At 44.1% G+C, this 17,341-nt stretch carries 18 protein-coding genes and 1 other RNA gene; 11 read left to right on the forward strand and 8 right to left on the reverse strand.

The features are described from left to right. The first annotated feature begins 28 nt into the window (after nucleotides 1-28). Nucleotides 29-1,000, forward strand: coding sequence for a 6-phosphofructokinase (gene pfkA / locus PQG66_RS02360; RefSeq protein WP_272034679.1), 972 nt, complete (start codon nucleotides 29-31; stop codon nucleotides 998-1,000). 110 nt (nucleotides 1,001-1,110) lie between these two features. Here the strand turns inward: pfkA and PQG66_RS02365 are convergent, their stop codons facing one another. The 4 genes from PQG66_RS02365 to PQG66_RS02380 form a co-directional block, all read right to left on the reverse strand. Then, nucleotides 1,111-2,499, reverse strand: coding sequence for an MATE family efflux transporter (locus PQG66_RS02365; RefSeq protein WP_272034681.1), 1,389 nt, complete (start codon nucleotides 2,497-2,499; stop codon nucleotides 1,111-1,113). 213 nt (nucleotides 2,500-2,712) lie between these two features. Then, nucleotides 2,713-3,897 carry a putative glycoside hydrolase gene (locus PQG66_RS02370; protein ID WP_272034683.1) on the reverse strand — a complete coding sequence of 395 codons (1,185 nt, stop codon included), beginning with the start codon at nucleotides 3,895-3,897 and terminating at the stop codon, nucleotides 2,713-2,715. Between the two features lie 165 nt (nucleotides 3,898-4,062). After that, nucleotides 4,063-4,251 (reverse strand): hypothetical protein, encoded by a 189-nt coding sequence (locus PQG66_RS02375; protein ID WP_174812284.1) that lies wholly within the window; start codon nucleotides 4,249-4,251, stop codon nucleotides 4,063-4,065. A gap of 173 nt (nucleotides 4,252-4,424) precedes the next feature. Beyond that, nucleotides 4,425-5,246 (reverse strand): YitT family protein, encoded by an 822-nt coding sequence (locus tag PQG66_RS02380; RefSeq protein WP_272034686.1) that lies wholly within the window; start codon nucleotides 5,244-5,246, stop codon nucleotides 4,425-4,427. Between the two features lie 304 nt (nucleotides 5,247-5,550). Here PQG66_RS02380 and PQG66_RS02385 point away from each other — a divergent pair, with 304 nt between their 5' ends. The 4 genes from PQG66_RS02385 to PQG66_RS02400 all read left to right on the forward strand — a co-directional run bounded on the left by PQG66_RS02385 (nucleotide 5,551) and on the right by PQG66_RS02400 (nucleotide 8,989). Further along, on the forward strand, nucleotides 5,551-7,122 hold the full coding sequence (locus tag PQG66_RS02385; RefSeq protein WP_272034688.1) for a DEAD/DEAH box helicase: 1,572 nt from the start codon (nucleotides 5,551-5,553) through the stop codon (nucleotides 7,120-7,122). Nucleotides 7,123-7,316: 194 nt separating this feature from the next. Beyond that, nucleotides 7,317-8,117, forward strand: a complete 801-nt coding sequence (locus tag PQG66_RS02390) for a YesL family protein (RefSeq protein WP_272034690.1) — start codon at nucleotides 7,317-7,319, stop codon at nucleotides 8,115-8,117. A gap of 73 nt (nucleotides 8,118-8,190) precedes the next feature. Beyond that, nucleotides 8,191-8,382, forward strand: a non-coding RNA gene (gene ssrS, locus PQG66_RS02395) — 6S RNA. A 214-nt stretch (nucleotides 8,383-8,596) separates the two neighbouring features. Next, nucleotides 8,597-8,989: a DUF1499 domain-containing protein gene (locus tag PQG66_RS02400; protein ID WP_272034692.1), complete on the forward strand. Its 393-nt coding sequence runs from the start codon at nucleotides 8,597-8,599 to the stop codon at nucleotides 8,987-8,989. Nucleotides 8,990-9,060: 71 nt separating this feature from the next. Here PQG66_RS02400 and tpx read toward each other — a convergent pair whose 3' ends face one another. After that, nucleotides 9,061-9,579 (reverse strand): thiol peroxidase, encoded by a 519-nt coding sequence (gene tpx / locus PQG66_RS02405; protein WP_272034695.1) that lies wholly within the window; start codon nucleotides 9,577-9,579, stop codon nucleotides 9,061-9,063. A 152-nt stretch (nucleotides 9,580-9,731) separates the two neighbouring features. Here tpx and PQG66_RS02410 point away from each other — a divergent pair, with 152 nt between their 5' ends. Together PQG66_RS02410 and PQG66_RS02415 are read left to right on the forward strand one after the other, a co-directional pair. Beyond that, the gene (locus tag PQG66_RS02410) at nucleotides 9,732-10,358 is read left to right on the forward strand and encodes a rhomboid family intramembrane serine protease (RefSeq protein ID WP_272034697.1); all 627 of its coding nucleotides are present in this window, start codon (nucleotides 9,732-9,734) and stop codon (nucleotides 10,356-10,358) included. A gap of 72 nt (nucleotides 10,359-10,430) precedes the next feature. After that, nucleotides 10,431-11,342 carry a LysR family transcriptional regulator gene (locus PQG66_RS02415; protein WP_272034699.1) on the forward strand — a complete coding sequence of 304 codons (912 nt, stop codon included), beginning with the start codon at nucleotides 10,431-10,433 and terminating at the stop codon, nucleotides 11,340-11,342. 43 nt (nucleotides 11,343-11,385) lie between these two features. Here PQG66_RS02415 and PQG66_RS02420 read toward each other — a convergent pair whose 3' ends face one another. Both PQG66_RS02420 and PQG66_RS02425 read right to left on the reverse strand, forming a co-directional pair. Next, nucleotides 11,386-12,066, reverse strand: coding sequence for a zinc metallopeptidase (locus tag PQG66_RS02420; RefSeq protein WP_272034701.1), 681 nt, complete (start codon nucleotides 12,064-12,066; stop codon nucleotides 11,386-11,388). A 25-nt stretch (nucleotides 12,067-12,091) separates the two neighbouring features. Beyond that, nucleotides 12,092-12,520, reverse strand: coding sequence for a MerR family transcriptional regulator (locus tag PQG66_RS02425; RefSeq protein ID WP_272034704.1), 429 nt, complete (start codon nucleotides 12,518-12,520; stop codon nucleotides 12,092-12,094). A 352-nt stretch (nucleotides 12,521-12,872) separates the two neighbouring features. On the opposite strand from PQG66_RS02425, the gene PQG66_RS02430 reads away from it, so the two are divergent. From PQG66_RS02430 to PQG66_RS02440, 3 genes are read left to right on the forward strand one after another with little or no spacing between them, the layout of a single operon-like run. Continuing rightward, a complete protein-coding gene (locus PQG66_RS02430; RefSeq protein ID WP_272034706.1) occupies nucleotides 12,873-14,270 on the forward strand; it encodes an ammonium transporter in 1,398 nt (465 codons plus the stop codon). A gap of 40 nt (nucleotides 14,271-14,310) precedes the next feature. Continuing rightward, nucleotides 14,311-15,396, forward strand: coding sequence for a DUF294 nucleotidyltransferase-like domain-containing protein (locus tag PQG66_RS02435; RefSeq protein WP_272036420.1), 1,086 nt, complete (start codon nucleotides 14,311-14,313; stop codon nucleotides 15,394-15,396). Continuing rightward, on the forward strand, nucleotides 15,393-16,130 hold the full coding sequence (locus PQG66_RS02440) for an exonuclease domain-containing protein (RefSeq protein ID WP_272034708.1): 738 nt from the start codon (nucleotides 15,393-15,395) through the stop codon (nucleotides 16,128-16,130). Before PQG66_RS02435 ends, PQG66_RS02440 begins: the two co-directional genes overlap by 4 nt. Here the strand turns inward: PQG66_RS02440 and PQG66_RS02445 are convergent. After that, nucleotides 16,116-16,622, reverse strand: coding sequence for a M67 family metallopeptidase (locus PQG66_RS02445; protein ID WP_272034710.1), 507 nt, complete (start codon nucleotides 16,620-16,622; stop codon nucleotides 16,116-16,118). The two genes, PQG66_RS02440 and PQG66_RS02445, sit on opposite strands and share 15 nt — an antisense overlap. Before the next feature lie 164 nt (nucleotides 16,623-16,786). Between PQG66_RS02445 and PQG66_RS02450 the strand changes: the two genes are divergently transcribed. Beyond that, complete coding sequence (locus tag PQG66_RS02450) at nucleotides 16,787-17,338, forward strand: TlpA disulfide reductase family protein (protein WP_272034712.1); 552 nt, start codon at nucleotides 16,787-16,789, stop codon at nucleotides 17,336-17,338. Nucleotides 17,339-17,341 lie beyond the last annotated feature (3 nt).

Below are 17,341 nucleotides of genomic sequence, written 5' to 3' on the forward strand. Positions count from 1 at the left end.
AAGTGAAACTAGAGGAGGAAGAAACATCATGACAGCAGTAAAGAAAATCGCAGTGTTAACGAGTGGTGGCGACTCTCAGGGGATGAACGCGGCTGTTCGTTCGGTTGTTCGCAGCGGACTATATCACGGTTTGGAGGTATTTGGTATTCAACGTGGATATCAAGGACTTCTAAACAATGACATTTTCCCAATGGATCTGCGGAGTGTAGGGGACATTATTCAGCGCGGGGGAACCGTTCTGCAATCTGCACGTTGCAAAGAATTTTATACCGCTGAAGGTCAACAAAAAGGGGCAGATATTTTGCGCGCACGCGGTATTGATGGTTTGATCGTCATCGGGGGAGACGGTTCATATCATGGTGCGAACAAACTAAGCAAGCTGGGAATCAACGCTATGGGTCTGCCAGGAACGATTGATAATGACATCTCATTCACCGATTATACGATCGGTTTTGATACATCCGTAAGCGTTGTGGTTGACGCTGTAAACAAATTGCGTGACACGATGTCTTCACATGAACGTTCTTCCATCGTTGAAGTTATGGGGCGTCACTGCGGTGACATTGCACTGCATGCTGGGCTTGCTTCTGGAGCGGAAACCATTTTGGTGCCAGAAGTGCCATTTGATATGGACGAAGTGGCTGATCGTATGAAGGCTAATTTTGCACATGGTAAACGCCACAGTATCATCATCGTAGCTGAAGGTGTAGGTAAAGGAGAAGACGTTGCTAAAGAATTGATGGAACGTTGTCCAACGTTTGAACCGCGTGTTACTGTTCTTGGACACATTCAACGCGGTGGTACACCTACTCCGTTCGACCGTAATCTGGCAAGCCGCCTTGGCGACTTTGCTGTACGTAGTCTCATTGCTGGGGAAACAGACAAAGGCTGCGGTATTATCAAAGGTGAGCTGGTACTGACGGACATTGATAAAGTCGTAAATACGAAAAAAGTGTTCGATATGGAAACGTATGAGCTTGCACAACGCTTGTCTCAGTAATAGTGAACACAGCCAAAAGAGTAAAAAGAGCACGTTCCGATGCATCGGAATGTGCTCTTTTATTTCGTTTACTCTGAATGAGTAAAGTAACAGCGTATGATTCCCTTGGCTTAAGCCTGAAACGAAACTTGTTTCTGTACCTGGTAAAGCCTCCATAGTAGTGCTGTCGCTCCAACTGCGAGTCCGGTGATCAGACCAATCCAGTATCCAAATGCTCCTAGGGAAGTGTAGGTGGCTGTTAAGTAACCAACGGGTAGCCCGATAACCCAATAGGCGACAAATGTGATGAGCAACGCTGGATTGACGTCTTTATAACCGCGTAATGCACCTTGTGTAGGGGTTGCAATGGCATCGGAGATTTGAAAGAAAATGGCATAGATCAGAAAATGTTGAGTTAGCTTAATAACGTCAGGTTCGTTAGAGTAAACACTTGCAATCTGTTCACCGAAAATCAGTAAGATGATCGCTGTAATCAGTGAAAGTACCACAGCCCCACCAATGCCCAGCAAGCTATACTGTTTGGCATCTTTAAGGCGGCCTGCTCCATTTTCAAAACCGACCAGAATGGTGAGTGCCATACAGATACTCAAAGGCAACATGTAGAGTGTAGAGGCGAAGTTTAAGGCCGCCTGATGGGCGGCGATAGTCAAGGTGTCGAATCGGCTCATCAACAAGGTAACAGCGGCAAAGATGGACGTTTCGAAAAAGGTTGCAAATCCGATCGGAATCCCAATGCCCAGAAGTTCTTTCCATTTGCTAAGGGAGATACGTGACCATTTACGGAAAACACCATACTGGGCAAATGGCTCCATACGATGAGCGAAAAACAGACTAATCAAAAAAATAAGCCAATATGTTGAAGCTGTGGCTACGCCAGCACCGACACCGCCCAATTGAGGAAAACCCCAACGTCCGAAAATGAGCAGATAGTTCAGCAAAATGTTGACGGGCAGGGAGGCTAATGTAATAAGCATCGTGACTCGTGTCTGTCCCAGTGCATCCATAAAACTCCGCAGTACCGTGTAGCTGAACAGTGGCATGATGCCAAAAGAGAGCGCACATAAAAAATAAAATGCTACATTCGAGACATGTGGCTCCAAAGGCATGCTCTGTAGGATGGGACCTAACAGCAATGAGCCTGCGCCAAGCACAACTAAACCTACAGCAATACCAAGATAAAGTGCCTGAATGACGCTATGTCCAATCTGATCTTGCCGTCTGGAGCCAAGGAGATGAGAAACAATAGGAGTTATACCCATCAATATTCCGCTAAGTCCAGTTTGTACGGGTAACCAAAGGCTGGTGCCGATTGCGACCCCAGCGAGGTCAGCCGATGAGAATTTCCCCGACATATTCGTATCAAAAAATGACATGGCCGAGAGCGTGATCTGTGTAGTAAAGATAGGTAAAAATATAATCAGGAACTGCTTGATTTTTTGTGGAAAACTGGATGTGTTCATGTTCACTGGAGCTGCCTCGCGATCTGTTGTAGTTATCATAATGATGTCATATCAGACAGCTACTTATTGTAGAGGATTTTTACAGGTTTGAATAGTCCAGCAAGGTGAATCGTCTTGAATTGGATATTTTAGGAGCTAAGGAAATTAAAAAACCTCGTTCCCGCTAGAGAGGGACGAGGTTGAGAGTAGTAGAGCTTTAATGTTTAAGATAGCATAAGATCAATCCGAATTATAAATGATGAATAAGTTCGGTTATTTGTACTGCACACCAGGTGTATATCGATTAGATGCGTTCCATAGCAAATATTCGTCCACATCCATTTCTTTCATAGCTTTAATCTGATCTTCCACTTGTTTCTTACCGTACTTGATATAGTGACCGCTGCCCAGCCAGCTTGCGGTGAAATCTTGTATCCATGGGCGAATGATCGGTTTTCTTTCTTTGGTGGGCTCCAGTTTTTTATGTGTATCTTTCATCGATCCTTTGATCGTAGTGTAGGGATCTTTGTCAGGGTCTTTCACGCCATACCAGCCGGTTGAATAATGACTCGGGTATACCATGGGCGAGATGACATCTACATTTTCTGATATTTTCACGAAATCCTGTCCTATGCCTTCGGCTGCTGGTACTGAGGCAGCGTACCCAAAGATGTCGACTGAGACCCTAACGCCTAGTGGTGCAAGTTCTTTGCGTGCATACTGTACAAATTCTGCGACAACGTCTACGCGTGATTGATCGGTTTGGTTGTACTTCAGCTTCTCAGCACGTGTCTCAAAGCCTTCGGGAAAACGAACGTAGTCAAACTGAATTTCCTTGAATCCTAACTTCGCCGCTTCTTTGGCTATTTCAACGTTATAATCCCAGACTTCTTTGTCATATGGATTCACGAAGCTGTCTCCTTTGCCGTTAGCCCATACAGAACCGTCTTTGTTGCGGAAGGAGAGATTAGGTTTCTTTTTGGCCAGAATCGTATCCTTGAACACAACGATCCGTGCAATGGGATATACGTTATGCTTTTCAAGTCGTTTCATCAAGGCTTCGATATCTGGAATGAAAGACTTTGCTTCACCCATCTTGGTTATTGCTTTGTTTTTCGTGGGATATGTAATATATCCCAGATCATCCTTGATATCAATAACCATGGCATTCAGTTCGGTCTGATCGGTCAGTTCGAGTAACTGTTCCATTCGGGCACCACCTGCGCTGTACGCTGTGACATAAATACCTTTGACAACGGGGGCATCAGGCTGAGGATCCACTTTGACGGGCGGATTGTCCGCGCTGGGAACGATCTGGTCTTTTTGCGATTGAATAACGGCGTTGTTAAAACTGGTGCTAAATGAGGGGAGTTGCTTCGTATTTCCATGATCAGGCAATCCGGAAGATCCCCCATAGCTTCCTAGGGCCAATACCAATAAAGCCCATAGTATGTTCATGCTTTTCCACTCCTTTTTATGTACGTTCCATAACCTCGATTATACAGCAAAGCCTTTGCGCTTTTAACCATATCCATCCTTTTATGAAACATCTTGATAAAATGAAAACCGCCTCCTGACTGAGGAATCCCTCGTCAAGAAGCGGCGTAATCCATCTGAAAAAAATTATTGAATATACACATCGTTTTGATGCTCACAAATACTGTACTGAATGATTTCCATTGCATCTCCCTGTTCCAGGATCCCCAGCCCATCCCGTAGCACAATCAGCGAGTCGAGTTCATTCGGTTTCAAGAAAGGGAGCATTTCTGGGCACCATTTGTTGACAATTTCAAACAGTTTTACCGTTTCCATATCCACAATAATCACCCTTTCCTACTCGAATTCCAAAATGGTAAGTCATTCGGCGCGAATCGGAAAAGCATATGGCTTTGTGAAAAGTAAAGGTCAGAACCTGCTTACAACATATTTAAGAGCGGTGCACCAATATTATACCACAAACTTGTGAATTGTTAACGGGCAGATGTCTAACCGCGGCGAAATGAGCCCATAACGCCTACCGTTTCCACGATGTTAACAAAAGCATTGGGATCGGTTTCTTTGATGATTCGTTTGATCTCAACCAGTTCATAACGTGTAGTCACAGTCATTAACATATCCTTTTCAATGTCGGTATATGCCCCTTGGGTTTTGATTTTTGTAACACCACGCGGACGGCTGAGCAGTTTTTTCAGCATAGCTTCAGTTTCGTTCGTAATGATATACAGGGTAACCTTGACGTGACTGATATGGATAAGATCAAGTACCTTACCTGTGACGTAAATCGAAACCATGGAAGCTAAGGCGATGTTCCAATCATTATTCAGATAACCTGCTAGCAGAATGATAGCTCCGTTCATTCCTGCCATGACGGTACCGATGGGGAAGTCGCGTTTTCTTGTGAAAATAGAACCAACAATATCCAAGCCTCCGGTAGAGCCGCCGACTCTAAAGGAAAAGCCGGTGCCGATTCCAACCAATACACCGCCAAACACACAGCTTAATAACGGATCGGTTGCGACAGCAAAAACAGGCAGCAGTCCAATAAACCAAGAAGTGGCTGCTACCGAGACAATGCTTAATATAATGAAACGTCGTCCAAGGATAAACCAACCTGCAATAAGCAGGGGGATGTTAAGAACAAAATACATTATACTAAGATTCAGGTTGGTGAAATAACCCAAAAGCATGGAAATGCCTGATACTCCACCGCTTAGAAGCTGATGGGGAACCAAAAACCAGTTGAAGCCGCAGGCAATTGCCGCAGCTCCCAATGTGATCACCAAAGAGTGCCAAATTATTTTGGGCAATTTAATCACCTCATTTTTATTTAAAACCAGATTGCTGGTAATCTAGAATAGTTTTATGATATAATGATTTGTGGATATTCTTGAGTAGGAAACTTTTCCCAAATCGAAACCTAAAATTTGAAATGTTTCAAACGGATGATTGTAGTTTTAGTCTTATGTTGGGGACCCATTCATGGAATTATGTTCGTTCGTGAAAATAATTCGTCCTATTGGGATACCCTATAAATATTAACGCTACTTAAGAATACAGACAACAAAGTGGATTGTCCACCATGTCCACCATATAAAAGGAGTATGAATAATTTTGACAAATTTAAATTTCTCTGATTTCAATCTTGAACCACTGGTGCTGCAAGCCATCACTGAGCTCGGGTTTGAAGAAGCAACACCGATTCAATCCAAATCGATTCCGATTGCACTCGAAGGTAGAGATTTGATTGGTCAAGCTCAAACGGGTACAGGTAAAACCGCAGCATTCGGTATTCCTTTGATCAGCAAAATCTCCAAAACGGATGATAAAATCCGCGCCCTCATTATGGCACCTACACGTGAACTTGCGATCCAAGTCGCTGAAGAGATCGAAAAACTTACTCGCTTCAAAGGTCTGCGCTCCTTGCCTATCTACGGCGGACAAGATATCGTACGCCAGATTCGTGCATTGAAAAGAAAACCACAGATTATCATCGGTACACCAGGACGTCTCCTAGACCACATCAACCGCAAAACAATCAAACTTGATGATGTACAAACTGTTGTATTAGACGAAGCAGATGAAATGCTTGACATGGGATTCATGGAGGATATTCAATCCATCCTGAAGCAAGTTCCAGACGAACGTCAAACGATGCTATTCTCTGCTACAATGCCTCCTAACATTCAAAAATTGGCTCAACAATTCTTGACTAATCCAGAACACGTTTCTGTTATTCCTAAACAAGTCAGCGCTCCGTTGATTGACCAGGCTTATATCGAAGTTCCAGAACGTCAAAAATTCGAAGCTCTTAGCCGTTTGCTCGACATGGAGTCCCCAGAACTGGCTATCGTATTTGGACGTACGAAGCGTCGTGTAGACGAATTGGCTGAAGCTCTGCAAAAACGTGGATATTCTGCTGACGGCTTGCATGGTGACTTGTCTCAGAACCAACGTGATACTGTAATGCGTAAATTCCGTGATGGTAGCATTGATGTACTCGTTGCAACAGACGTAGCAGCACGTGGTCTCGATGTATCTGGTGTAACGCACGTCGTTAACTTTGATCTGCCGCAAGATCCTGAAAGTTACGTTCACCGTATTGGCCGTACAGGTCGTGCCGGTAAAGAGGGTGCAGCTTGGTCTTTCGTCACTCCGCGTGAGATTGATCACTTGCATTTCATCGAGCGTGTAACACGTCACCGTATCCCGCGTAAACCTTTGCCTACAATGGCAGAAGCGATTGAAGGAAAACAACGTGTAACAGCTGAACGTCTTCTTGAAATTGTTCAATCTGGTGAGTTGAACGAATACAAAGGCATTGCGATTCAAATGTTGGAACAGTATGATTCCGTACAATTGTTGTCCGCAGCTTTGAAACTTCTGACAGGCGACAAAAAAGACGCTCAGGTTGATCTGACTCCAGAAGATCCAATCCGTGCAAAACGCCGCAGACCGGATGTTCGTTCAGGCGGACGCAAACCATCGGGTTACAGTGGTAACCGTAACGGTGGCGGTGGTTATAACCGTGATCGCAACAGCGGTGGTGGTGGACGTGGCGGTTATAATCGTGACCGTAACAGTGGTGGAAGCGGAAGTAGAGAAGGCGGCTACAACCGTGATCGCAAACCGCGTCCAAGCAACAACGAAGGACGTCGTCCAGCCAGAGACACTTCTTTCGAATAAGATGTTCAATGAACTAGGATGGGGCAAGCAGTTGCTCCATCTTTTTTCTTTGCAATATTTATTTCCATATTTAGGTGAACGTTGGAGGGGTTGAAGTGGTCTTCTTTCGGGAAGTGCTGGCTTTTCCTATATATAATAAGGTATATTATTATTAGACTTTAGGCTATACGCAAGGTACGGAGGAGGAGAAATGTTTGGAATTTAAAGGAGCTATGGGCGGGCTATACCGGCTCACAGAATGGATTACGAGACTGGCTGCAAGCAATCTCTTGTGGGCCATCTGTTCGTCACCTTTTTTGTTTTTTATGATTATGAAGTTTCTGGTGATGCAGCAGAACCTCGCTAACGAGTCATTACAAATGAATTGGGCTATGGCCATTGTGGCACCGCTTACACTGTTTCCGGCAACGTCAGCTTTGTTTACGGTTGTTCGCAAGTGGAACATGGGGGACACGGATGTACCCATCTTCCGTACATTTTTCACTGGGTACAAGGAAAACTACAAACAAAGTTTAATTGGGGGAATTTTTTACACACTTCTGTTTGCTATTATGTATCTGGACTATACGGTGTATATGACACAGTTCCGTAACATGCAGCTTGTTGGCATTATCATGCTCGTACTGTTGCTGCTGTTGTTTGTATCATTGTTTAACTTCTTTTCAATGGTTGTGCACTATCATATGTCCATTGGACTTATTATTAAAAATGCAGTTCTTCTAACGCTCATTCGACCTTTCCGTGTATTCTCTACATTATTGGGAAGTGGTTTACTATTCTATATCGGATTACGGTATCCTGTATTATTTGTTTTTTTCATCATGAGTATCGTAGCCTGGTTTGCGTTCTTTAACTTCTATGCGACTTATAACAAAATGCAAGAGCAGATGCAAAAGCTTCAATTGCAAAAAGAGGAAGAAGAGGCTGCTGCGAAGGCTGAAGGTGCGGTTGAACATGATGACCAGCTCCAATCTCCTGGATCTATTAACAAATAAAAAATTTACACAGCAAAAATAAAACATGGTTGTATGGCATTTACTTTTTACACAGTTAGGGATATAATAATTGTACATCCTGCGATGTACGTTTCGGTTATTCGTTGTTTTGAACCAATGATGATGTCTTCGGGAGATTAATATTAAAATGTTGCTGAAACGCCCTGTCTATATGACATGGGGACTTCAAATGCATTTTTGCAATCACCCACCTGCCAAGCAGGTTCATAAGACAATGTAGCCGGACGGCATAGGCGGGTTTCTCCATTTTGCAATGTACAGCACCCTGACTTTCCTTTGTATAGGAAGCCGGGGTGCTTTTTTGTGGGCATAAGTGTTGTCCTGGTGAACTATCAAATCTTTTGTGTTGGTTGTTCGGCGTATTTTGTTAAATATGATGCTAACCCTTTTGTTACTTCTTGAACAATGTTACACTAGAATACATAAATGGAACGGTTTCAATTAAAGGAGGAAGGGTCTTGACCTTAAAGAGAACGCTCGTCGGTATCATCCGAAGTATGGAGGGGACCAGCGATCGAGCCAAGGATCCCAAATTAAAAACGAGGTATTACAATTTATCCAAAGAAAAAGCCTGGGAAGAAGTATCCTCGACACTCAAAAAAATTCCGGGTTATAAAGTATTGCATGAGGTGCATTCGGTAGGTGAAATTATTCTGGAGAAGCGTACTACGTTTGGGCGAACGATGGATATTACGGTTTCCATTATTTCGGTAAGTCCTGTACGAAGTGCAGTGGATATTTACTCTGCCTCTCGCGGTTCACTAGGAGATCTTGGTTCAAACTATCGAACAATTATGCACTTGTTCTCCGTATTAGATAAAAAGCTTAGCCAATATAAAGTTAACGAGTGAAATACATGATAGCAAAAAGCGAGAGAAGGTTGACCTTCCTCGCTTTTATTCTGCCACATAGAAAGCGTATTCTACAGCAAAGCTTTTACTGCAGCAATGGCTTGCTCGAAGTTAGGGGAGTCTGTCATCTCAGGCAGATACTCCACATATGTAATTTTATCTTCGGCATCCACAACGAAAATAGAGCGCATATCCAACTGGAACTCTTTGATAAGAACGCCATAGTTCTTGCCGAAAGAACGTGATTTGTAATCGGATAGTGTAACCACACGGTCAACACCTGCCGCACCACACCAGCGTTGCTGAGCGAATGGAAGATCTGCGCTGACAGTCAAAACAACAACGTTTTCCCCGAGGTCTGCTGCTTCAGTGTTGAAGCGACGTGTCTGAGCATCACATACGCCAGTATCCAGAGAAGGAACAACGCTGATTAATTTAATTTTGCCTGCGAAGTCTTTCAGAGATGCGTCTTCAATCAAGTTTTTGCTCACAGTAAAGTCAGGTGCTTGATCACCCACTTTCAATTCGGGTCCGATCAGTGTGATAGGGTTGCCTTTAAAAGTGGCTGCACCAGTACGTTCTTGTGTCATAAGTAATGTTCCTCCTTATAAATTGGTGATCCGTGCCAAAATCCATTATAATCTTTTATGAAAGGCATTGTCCAATCTGGAGATATAAGATAATGATGGATCTGAATTGACAGGTCTGATTTTTAAAAGGGTGGAGTGAGAATAAAAAGTCTATGATATTTATTCGTTATGAAAATTGGAAAAGTTATTTGAAGTACTTCCCTTTGACGTCATTATTGTTGATTGCAAATGTAATTATGTTTATTGTGTTATCTTTTAATGGAGGTTCAACGAACAGTTTGGTGTTGCTCAAATTCGGAGCATTGACGAATTATGAATTATTCGCTCAGGACTGGTGGCGTTATGTGACTTCCATCTTTTTGCATGCAGGATTTGGTCATCTCTTATTTAACAGCTTCGCACTAATTGTATTTGCTCCACCGATGGAGCGGCTGCTAGGCTCGTTGAGATACGGCGTGTTGTATCTTGGAGGAGGTGTCCTGGGTAATCTTCTGGCCGTTGCTTGGTACAACTCGGCTGGAGAGATCACGGTTTCTGTAGGAGCTTCTGGTGCCATATATGCCGTGTATGGAGCATTTCTCTATGTAGCGTTATTCCAGCGAACTTTGATGGATGAAACATCTCGTAAAACGTTGTATACACTGTTGTTGTTTGGGATCATTTTTTCCTTTGCAGCGTCAGGTATTAATTGGATGGCACATTTTGGTGGTTTGATTGGCGGATTCTTTATTTACGGTTTGATCATTCGCCTGTGGAAACCCCGTATTCTCAGGAAATAGCCGGATTAGTTCTCGAGTTGGGAAAGCGGTAAAAGACATAGTAGGGTATAACAGAATGGAGCGATCAGGCAAGTGGAATTAAGACAGTTACATTATTTTCTTAAGGTGGCGCAGAAAGAGCACGTTACACAGGCGGCAGAAGAGCTTCACGTGGCTCAATCTGCGGTGAGCAGGCAGATTCATCAGCTTGAAGAGGAACTTGGGGTTGATCTTTTTATGCAAAAAGGACGGAACTTGCAGTTAACCGCAGTGGGCCAGCTTTTTTGCAAACGAGTTGAAGGTATTTTGAAGGACCTCGACAAAGCTGTTGGTGAGGTTCATGAGTTTCTGGACCCGGAACATGGGGAGATTCGAATCGGTTTTCCGCATAGTTTGGGAATTCATCTGATCCCTTCTGTCGTGGCTGCTTTTCGTCAACGGTATCCAAACGTAAAATTCAGATTTAAACAAGGAATGTATCCAACATTGATTAGAGATGTGTTGTCGGCAGAAGTGGATTTGGCTTTTATTTCGCCGTTCCCGGAGAAACATGATCATGTAGTCGGTGATATTGTGTTGACTGAGGAGTTACATGCTATTTTACCACCAAATCATGCACTTGCTGGAGAAGAAAAGATTGCGCTTGAACAGTTGAAGGATGAAAAGTTTGTATTATTCAGCAAGGGGTACTCGTTGAGGCCAATTGTGTGGCATGCCTGTTTAGAGGCTGGATTTACACCCAAAATTGCTTTTGAGGGTGAGGAAACGGATACGATTCGTGGGTTGGTTGCTGCAGGTATGGGAGTGAGTTTGTTACCAGAAATGGCTTTATTCCAGACAAATCCTCTGCAACCTGCACATGTGGCTATTTCTCACCCCAAAGTAACGAGAACCATTGGATTGATTCACCGTGCTGATGACAAGCTTCCATTGGTTGCTCAGTCTTTCCGTACGTTTCTGCTGGATTACTTTGGTTTACAGCAAAACAATACCCCTTCCGAATAACGGGAGGGGTATTATTATTTTGGAGATGAACCTGTTATGGAAATTATTCGCGACTATTGAAGATACCGATGTAACGGATCAGTTCAAGCAGGGAGATTAATGCAGCGGCAACATAAGTCAAAGCTGCAGCGTTTAGAACTTTGGCTACACCTTTTTCTTCCTCGTTGCGAATATAACCTTCAGACACCATAATCTCGCGTGCGCGATTACTCGCGTTGAACTCCACTGGCAGTGTGATCAATTGGAATGCAACAGTAACGGAGAAGAAGATAATGCCGATTCCAACCAGATTCATGGCATTAAAGATAAAACCTGCGATCAACAAGAGTGGTGCAAGTCCAGATGCGAAATTTACAATTGGAAAAATCCGGTGACGTAATGCTAGCATTGGATAACTTTCCTTGTGCTGGATCGCGTGACCGACTTCGTGACAGGCTACGGATAAAGCGGAGATGGATTTTTCATAATATACAGGCTCTGACAAACGTACAACCCGATTGATCGGATCGTAGTGGTCAGAAAGTGTGCCTCGAACGGGCTCGATAGGTACGTCGTGAAGGCCATTGGAGTCGAGCATATGACGGGCAGCATCATAACCTGTCATTCCCTGTTGATTGGGTACATCTGACCACTGTCTAAACGTTCCTTTAACGCGGAATTGCGCCCATAGAGAGAGCAAAAAAGCGATAATGACTAACACGAACATTCCGTTGTTGAAACTCATAACAATTCCTCGCTTTCTTAGTAAGCTACATCATGGTGTTTTCAAGCAAGATTTTGAGTGCCTCCATCGTGCCAGCGCTTTTTGTGAGCAGTCCTGCCATCATTTTACGAGCTTGTACAGGTTTCATCTCCCCAAGCAATGGCTTAAGCTCATTGACTTCTCTCTCAAGCTGCTGCACGTGAAGTTCTAGTGTTGTCAGTTTGCTTGCTACTTGTTCTTCGGTGCTGACCAGACGCCACTTTTCTAGAGATTGTTTAATCTCTTCAAGACTATACTTCTCTTGTTTCATCTGTACAATACGTTCGAGTCTGGTTAAGGTTTCATGACTATAGAGACGATAGTTTTTTTCTGTACGTTCTTCTGGAGTGATTAACCCTAACTTAGTGTAGTAGTCAATTGTTCGTTCACTTACACCTGCTGTTTTGGCGAGTTCGCCAATTCGAAAAAGTTTCATATCCCCCAATGATAATCACCTCGCTTGCAAATTCTAATGTAGGGAAATGTAGTAACAAGCGCTTCAAACGAACACGCCCTTGAATTCTTACAACAAATATGATACATGAACAGGAACCGTACAGTCAAACGTTCTGCTTTAGTTCAGAGTTTATTTTATTGTTATAACTATGTGCTCGGAGTGTGAGTTTATGTACATAAGTGCAAGAAAAAGACGTAAGACTTTATTCCTATATTTTTTTTGAGAAGATGCTAGAAAAATCCTTGTCAACTTTCCTGACTCCTGCTTATAATGACATTAAGAATTTCATTATATGTTAAGAAAACTGACACAGAAAGAGGGAGTGAGGTTCATGAGAAAAGGGTTTTTTATTTATATGTTAGTATTATTTACTTTGATGGTTTTTCCAACTAGTGCTTATGCATCGGCTGAAGGCCCAACCAATATTGAGCTTCAAAGTGGCCTGAATTCCGCATTTACGTTTCTGGCTGTAGTGCTGGTGTTCTTTATGCAAGGGGGATTCGCACTTCTGGAAGCAGGCTCAACACGAATGAAAAATGCAGGACACATTGCGGGTAAAACCATTCTCACGTTAGGTATTTCAGTTATCGCTTTCTGGGCACTTGGTTTCGGCCTGGGCTTTGGTAACGGTAACGGATTTTTCGGAACGGTTGGTTTCTTCATGAGTGGGGACAACATGGCCGCTTCTTTTGAATCACTTGCTTTCTCTGATGTTCCATTAACGATAAAATTCGTATTCCACCTTGCCTTTGCAGCGGTCTCCTTAGCTATTGCCTGTGGCGGTATGGCAGAACGTGCAAAGATGAGTGTATACATTGTGTTTGGTACACTTTACACCATTATTATGTATCCGGTTGTTGCACACTGGGTATGGGGTGGTGGCTGGCTCGCAGAGCTGGGCATGCAAGATTTTGCAGGTTCAACTGTTGTTCACTTGACTGGTGCTACTGCCGCATTGGTAGCTACCATCCTGCTGAAACCTCGTATCGGTAAATATAACAAAGACGGCAAGCCTAACATCCTTCCAGGTCACAACCAAGTGTATTCTGTACTCGGGGTCATTATCCTCTGGATTGGCTGGTTTGGATTCAATCCTGGTAGCACGTTGTCTGCGATGGGCGAAGGATTCTTCGGTTATGTAGCTTTAACTACCAACGTAGCTGCTGCTGCTGGTGGAGTTGCGGCGCTGTTAATTTCTTGGGCTATTCTTGGAAAATCAGATATTCCAAGCATGTTAAACGGTGTGCTGGCGGCACTTGTCGCCATTACTGGGGCATGTGCATTCGTAGAACCTTGGGCAGCTCTAGTCATCGGTGCACTCGCAGGGATCATAACGTTCTTCACTGCTCAATATTTTGATCGTAAAGGTATTGATGATCCAATTTATGCGTTCTCCGTACACGGTATTGCTGGCATGTGGGGAGCCATCTCCACCGGTTTGTTTGCAACACCTGAACTTGCTGAAAAAGTAGGCGTAGGTCAAGCGGGTCTGTTCTATGGCGGTGGATTCCACCAATTGGGTGTACAATTGTTAGGTCTTGTTGGAGCATTTGCCTTCGTACTTGTAATGTCCTTTATCATTTTGGGTGGTATGAAAGCTGTTATGGGTATCCGTGTTACGGAAGAAGAAGAAACGATGGGTCTCGATCTCAGCGAACATGGTACGTATGGATATCCTGAGCAAATGAAACAAGTAGAATCCAAATCAGGCGGTATGTTCAACTCCTGAGGTGAATCTTGGGTTAATTGCTTCAAGGAGGCTGGGAATGATGAAACCTATCTCAATAACAAACCCTCTCTGGTCTTATCAAGGAATCGATGCTGCTGCTTCTGCACATGAATTGCGCGAGGTACGCGTCGTTATACAGAGAGAGCTCCAGGAATCACTGTTCACTTCCTTGTCGCTGGTCGAATGGTACGAAGCGGTAAATGAACTACATGACCGTATTTCACGGAAATCAGTAGAGTTATGCATTCAGGGGATGGTAGAGGATGGCTTCGGCCAGCCTCCCGTCCCCTATGCCTTTATCGTATTTGGAAGCTCCGGCAGGCGGGAAGCGACACTATGGAGTGATCAGGATCATGGCATGATTATCAGTGATGTTCCGCATGAAGGGAAAGAAGATTATTTTACGGAACTCGGAAAACGTATTGTGGATTTATTGGAAGAGTTGGGCTATGCCAAATGTGAAGGCAAGGTGATGTGTTCGGAACCGATGTGGCGACAAACGCTGTCTGCTTGGAAAAGGCAGTTGTTCAAATGGAGCACTGAATTGAATTGGGAGCCTGTGCGTAACCTGATCATCGCTTCCGATATGCGCTTTATTACGGGGGAGGTTAGTCTGGCAACTGAGTGGCTGGATAGTTTTTATGACCAGTTTAGGCGTGTGCCTGAACTCTCGGATGCAGTGTTGCGTAATACAGTGAAACATAAGGCGACATTAAATATACTGGGCCGTGTCGTTACAGAGCGTTTTGGTGAACATGCGGGTGGTTTTGATGTCAAGTATGGTGTATATATTCCGCTGGTTAACAGTGTAAGATATCTGGCTGTGCAGCATGGGATTCAGGAATCGTCAACGATAAAACGAATGGAGAAACTGACTTCGCTTGAAGCTGTTCCTTATCCGTTAATGGATGCATGCCAGCGGGCATTTATGGCCGCATTGAAACTGCGCCGAGATACACCGGTTGTGAGCCGAGGGGATCTACAGCAGAGCAGCGGTTTTCTGGATGAGAAGCAATTGAAAGAAAAGCAAAGGCTTTATGATCTGAGGGAGACGCTGGGGTTAGTCAAGCGAGTGCATCGTGCATTGCAAAGACAGTTGCGTTTTGCAGAAAGGAGACGTCCATGAGAGAGCCGGCAAGGGGCAGTACAGGATTTTGGAATTCGCTGCGTCACGGAGGGGTTCCTTCCGCCATCGCTTCCATAATGGGAGCCCCTACGGCGCAACATATGGCGTTCATCCGTTCGATGATGAGAGAACAGCGTAGACCTGAAGTTCTGCATACACCTCTGGGTGAACTGGATGTAGTTGTATTTGATCTGGAAACAACGGGGTTTGCTCCCCAGCATGGAGACGAGATTTTGTCTTTTGGGGCTGTGCGCATTCGAGGTGGTGTTTTACTCGAAGAGGAGGAGTTCTACACGGTGGTACAGTCGAAAAGGGAGGTACCCAAGCATATTACTGAACTTACTGGGATTACGCAGCAGATGACGGAAGAAGCGCCGACATTGCTCAAAGGGCTTCATGATTTCATGTCCTTTGTTGGCGGGAGCGTACTGGTTGCCCATGGGAGTGCACATGACCGAGCTTTCCTTAATGCAGCGCTATGGCGAACCTCTAAAGTTAGATTGACTCATCGCTTGATCGATACCATGATGATCGCGCGCTGGATTGAACCGACGAGAGCGGGATACGGGCTCGATGAATTGCTTGAATCCAGAGGCATACCGATCTATGGGCGACATCACGCGCTTGAGGATGCTAAAATGACAGCGCACTTATGGTGCTCTTATCTGAAAGACATGCAGAGCAAAAACGTTGAAACATTAGGAGATCTTTACGCCCGGCTAAGTCACGTTTAGCGGAATCTGTTTTAATTTATAAGTGGGTGAAGGAGACGTTGCTGCACTTCTTGACTTTTCTTCATAAGATATAATTCGATAAGCGTTAAGGAGCATAGGTCTTTCCACTTCATCTGAAGCTGAAAACGAAAGATCAGGTGCTCCGATCAGATATGTCTGTAGTATACCCGCAAAGTTTGGGAGAGCTCGCAGGTCTTCTTGTGAAGGAACCGGTAAAGTGCTCGGATGAGTGTGGAAAATACCAACGACGGTGGAATCGGATAAAAACAATTGAATCCATTCCCTTTGATCTAGTGAAAAGTGATGCAACGGGTCAGGTGCTGCGTTACGAATAGGCTGAAAACGATTAATTCGTATGCCGCTCGCTGTGGATTCACCTATCACAACCCCGCAAGCTTCCTGCGGCAGTGAAAGATACATGTGTCTCGACATTTCCAGTTCTACCGCGCGGGGGAGGCTTAATGTATTTTGCTGCCCATGAAGTACTGCCATTTGTATCACCCCTCTTTCTTTTGGCTCCTGCTCATGCGGGAGTCTTTTTCATTTTATTTTGTTTCAAGCAGATTGTAAAAAAATAAGATAAAAGGGTACAATATGATAAAGCATCTTTTTAACACAATATAGAGACACTTTCAATGAACAAGAGGTGGCAAGTCATGAAACGTAACCTATACATCTTGCTTGGGGTTTTCCTGCTCGTTGCTATAGCTCTGTTTCAGAATAAAGATAGTGGAATCGCCGCTGTTTTCAAACAGGAAGAGCCTATGCCTACAGAGACAGGGCCTAAGGCTGGTTTGCTTGCGCCGCCGTTTTCTTTATTAGGTCTAGATGGCAAAAGCTATAGTGTAGGTGGTACGAAAGAGAAAGCAACGTTTATCAGTTTTTGGGCCTCGTGGTGTGAGCCGTGCAAACAAGAAGCGCCAGAACTGAACCATTTAGCGTTAAAATACAAGGACAAGCTGGATCTCTATGGTGTGAATGTTACTTCATACGATAAGCTCAAAGATGCGAAGGCGTTTGTAGATGAGTACGGACTAACATTTCCTATCCCACTGGATGAAAAAGGGACGGTGTATGCCCAATACAACGGCGTTGCATTCCCAACAAATGTCCTTATTGATTCTCGCGGGGTGATTCAAGAGGTCGTTCTAGGCATATTGCCGGAAAAAGAGTTGGAGAAAAAGATTAAAAAACTAATTGCAAACTAAACC

The organism is Paenibacillus sp. JJ-100 (genome assembly GCF_948329825.1).
GTDB lineage: Bacteria > Bacillota > Bacilli > Paenibacillales > Paenibacillaceae > Paenibacillus.

Bases quoted from the DNA above. Each gene is read 5' to 3' on its own strand.
- pfkA (WP_272034679.1), top strand. From the start codon at position 29: ATGACAGCAGTAAAGAAAATCGCAGTGTTAACGAGTGGTGGCGACTCT.
- PQG66_RS02365 (WP_272034681.1), bottom strand. From the start codon at position 2,499: ATGATAACTACAACAGATCGCGAGGCAGCTCCAGTGAACATGAACACA.
- PQG66_RS02370 (WP_272034683.1), bottom strand. From the start codon at position 3,897: ATGAACATACTATGGGCTTTATTGGTATTGGCCCTAGGAAGCTATGGG.
- PQG66_RS02375 (WP_174812284.1), bottom strand. From the start codon at position 4,251: ATGGAAACGGTAAAACTGTTTGAAATTGTCAACAAATGGTGCCCAGAA.
- tpx (WP_272034695.1), bottom strand. From the start codon at position 9,579: ATGACACAAGAACGTACTGGTGCAGCCACTTTTAAAGGCAACCCTATC.
- PQG66_RS02410 (WP_272034697.1), top strand. From the start codon at position 9,732: ATGATATTTATTCGTTATGAAAATTGGAAAAGTTATTTGAAGTACTTC.
- PQG66_RS02420 (WP_272034701.1), bottom strand. From the start codon at position 12,066: ATGAGTTTCAACAACGGAATGTTCGTGTTAGTCATTATCGCTTTTTTG.
- PQG66_RS02425 (WP_272034704.1), bottom strand. From the start codon at position 12,520: ATGAAACTTTTTCGAATTGGCGAACTCGCCAAAACAGCAGGTGTAAGT.
- PQG66_RS02430 (WP_272034706.1), top strand. From the start codon at position 12,873: ATGAGAAAAGGGTTTTTTATTTATATGTTAGTATTATTTACTTTGATG.
- PQG66_RS02435 (WP_272036420.1), top strand. From the start codon at position 14,311: ATGAAACCTATCTCAATAACAAACCCTCTCTGGTCTTATCAAGGAATC.
- PQG66_RS02440 (WP_272034708.1), top strand. From the start codon at position 15,393: ATGAGAGAGCCGGCAAGGGGCAGTACAGGATTTTGGAATTCGCTGCGT.
- PQG66_RS02445 (WP_272034710.1), bottom strand. From the start codon at position 16,622: ATGGCAGTACTTCATGGGCAGCAAAATACATTAAGCCTCCCCCGCGCG.
- PQG66_RS02450 (WP_272034712.1), top strand. From the start codon at position 16,787: ATGAAACGTAACCTATACATCTTGCTTGGGGTTTTCCTGCTCGTTGCT.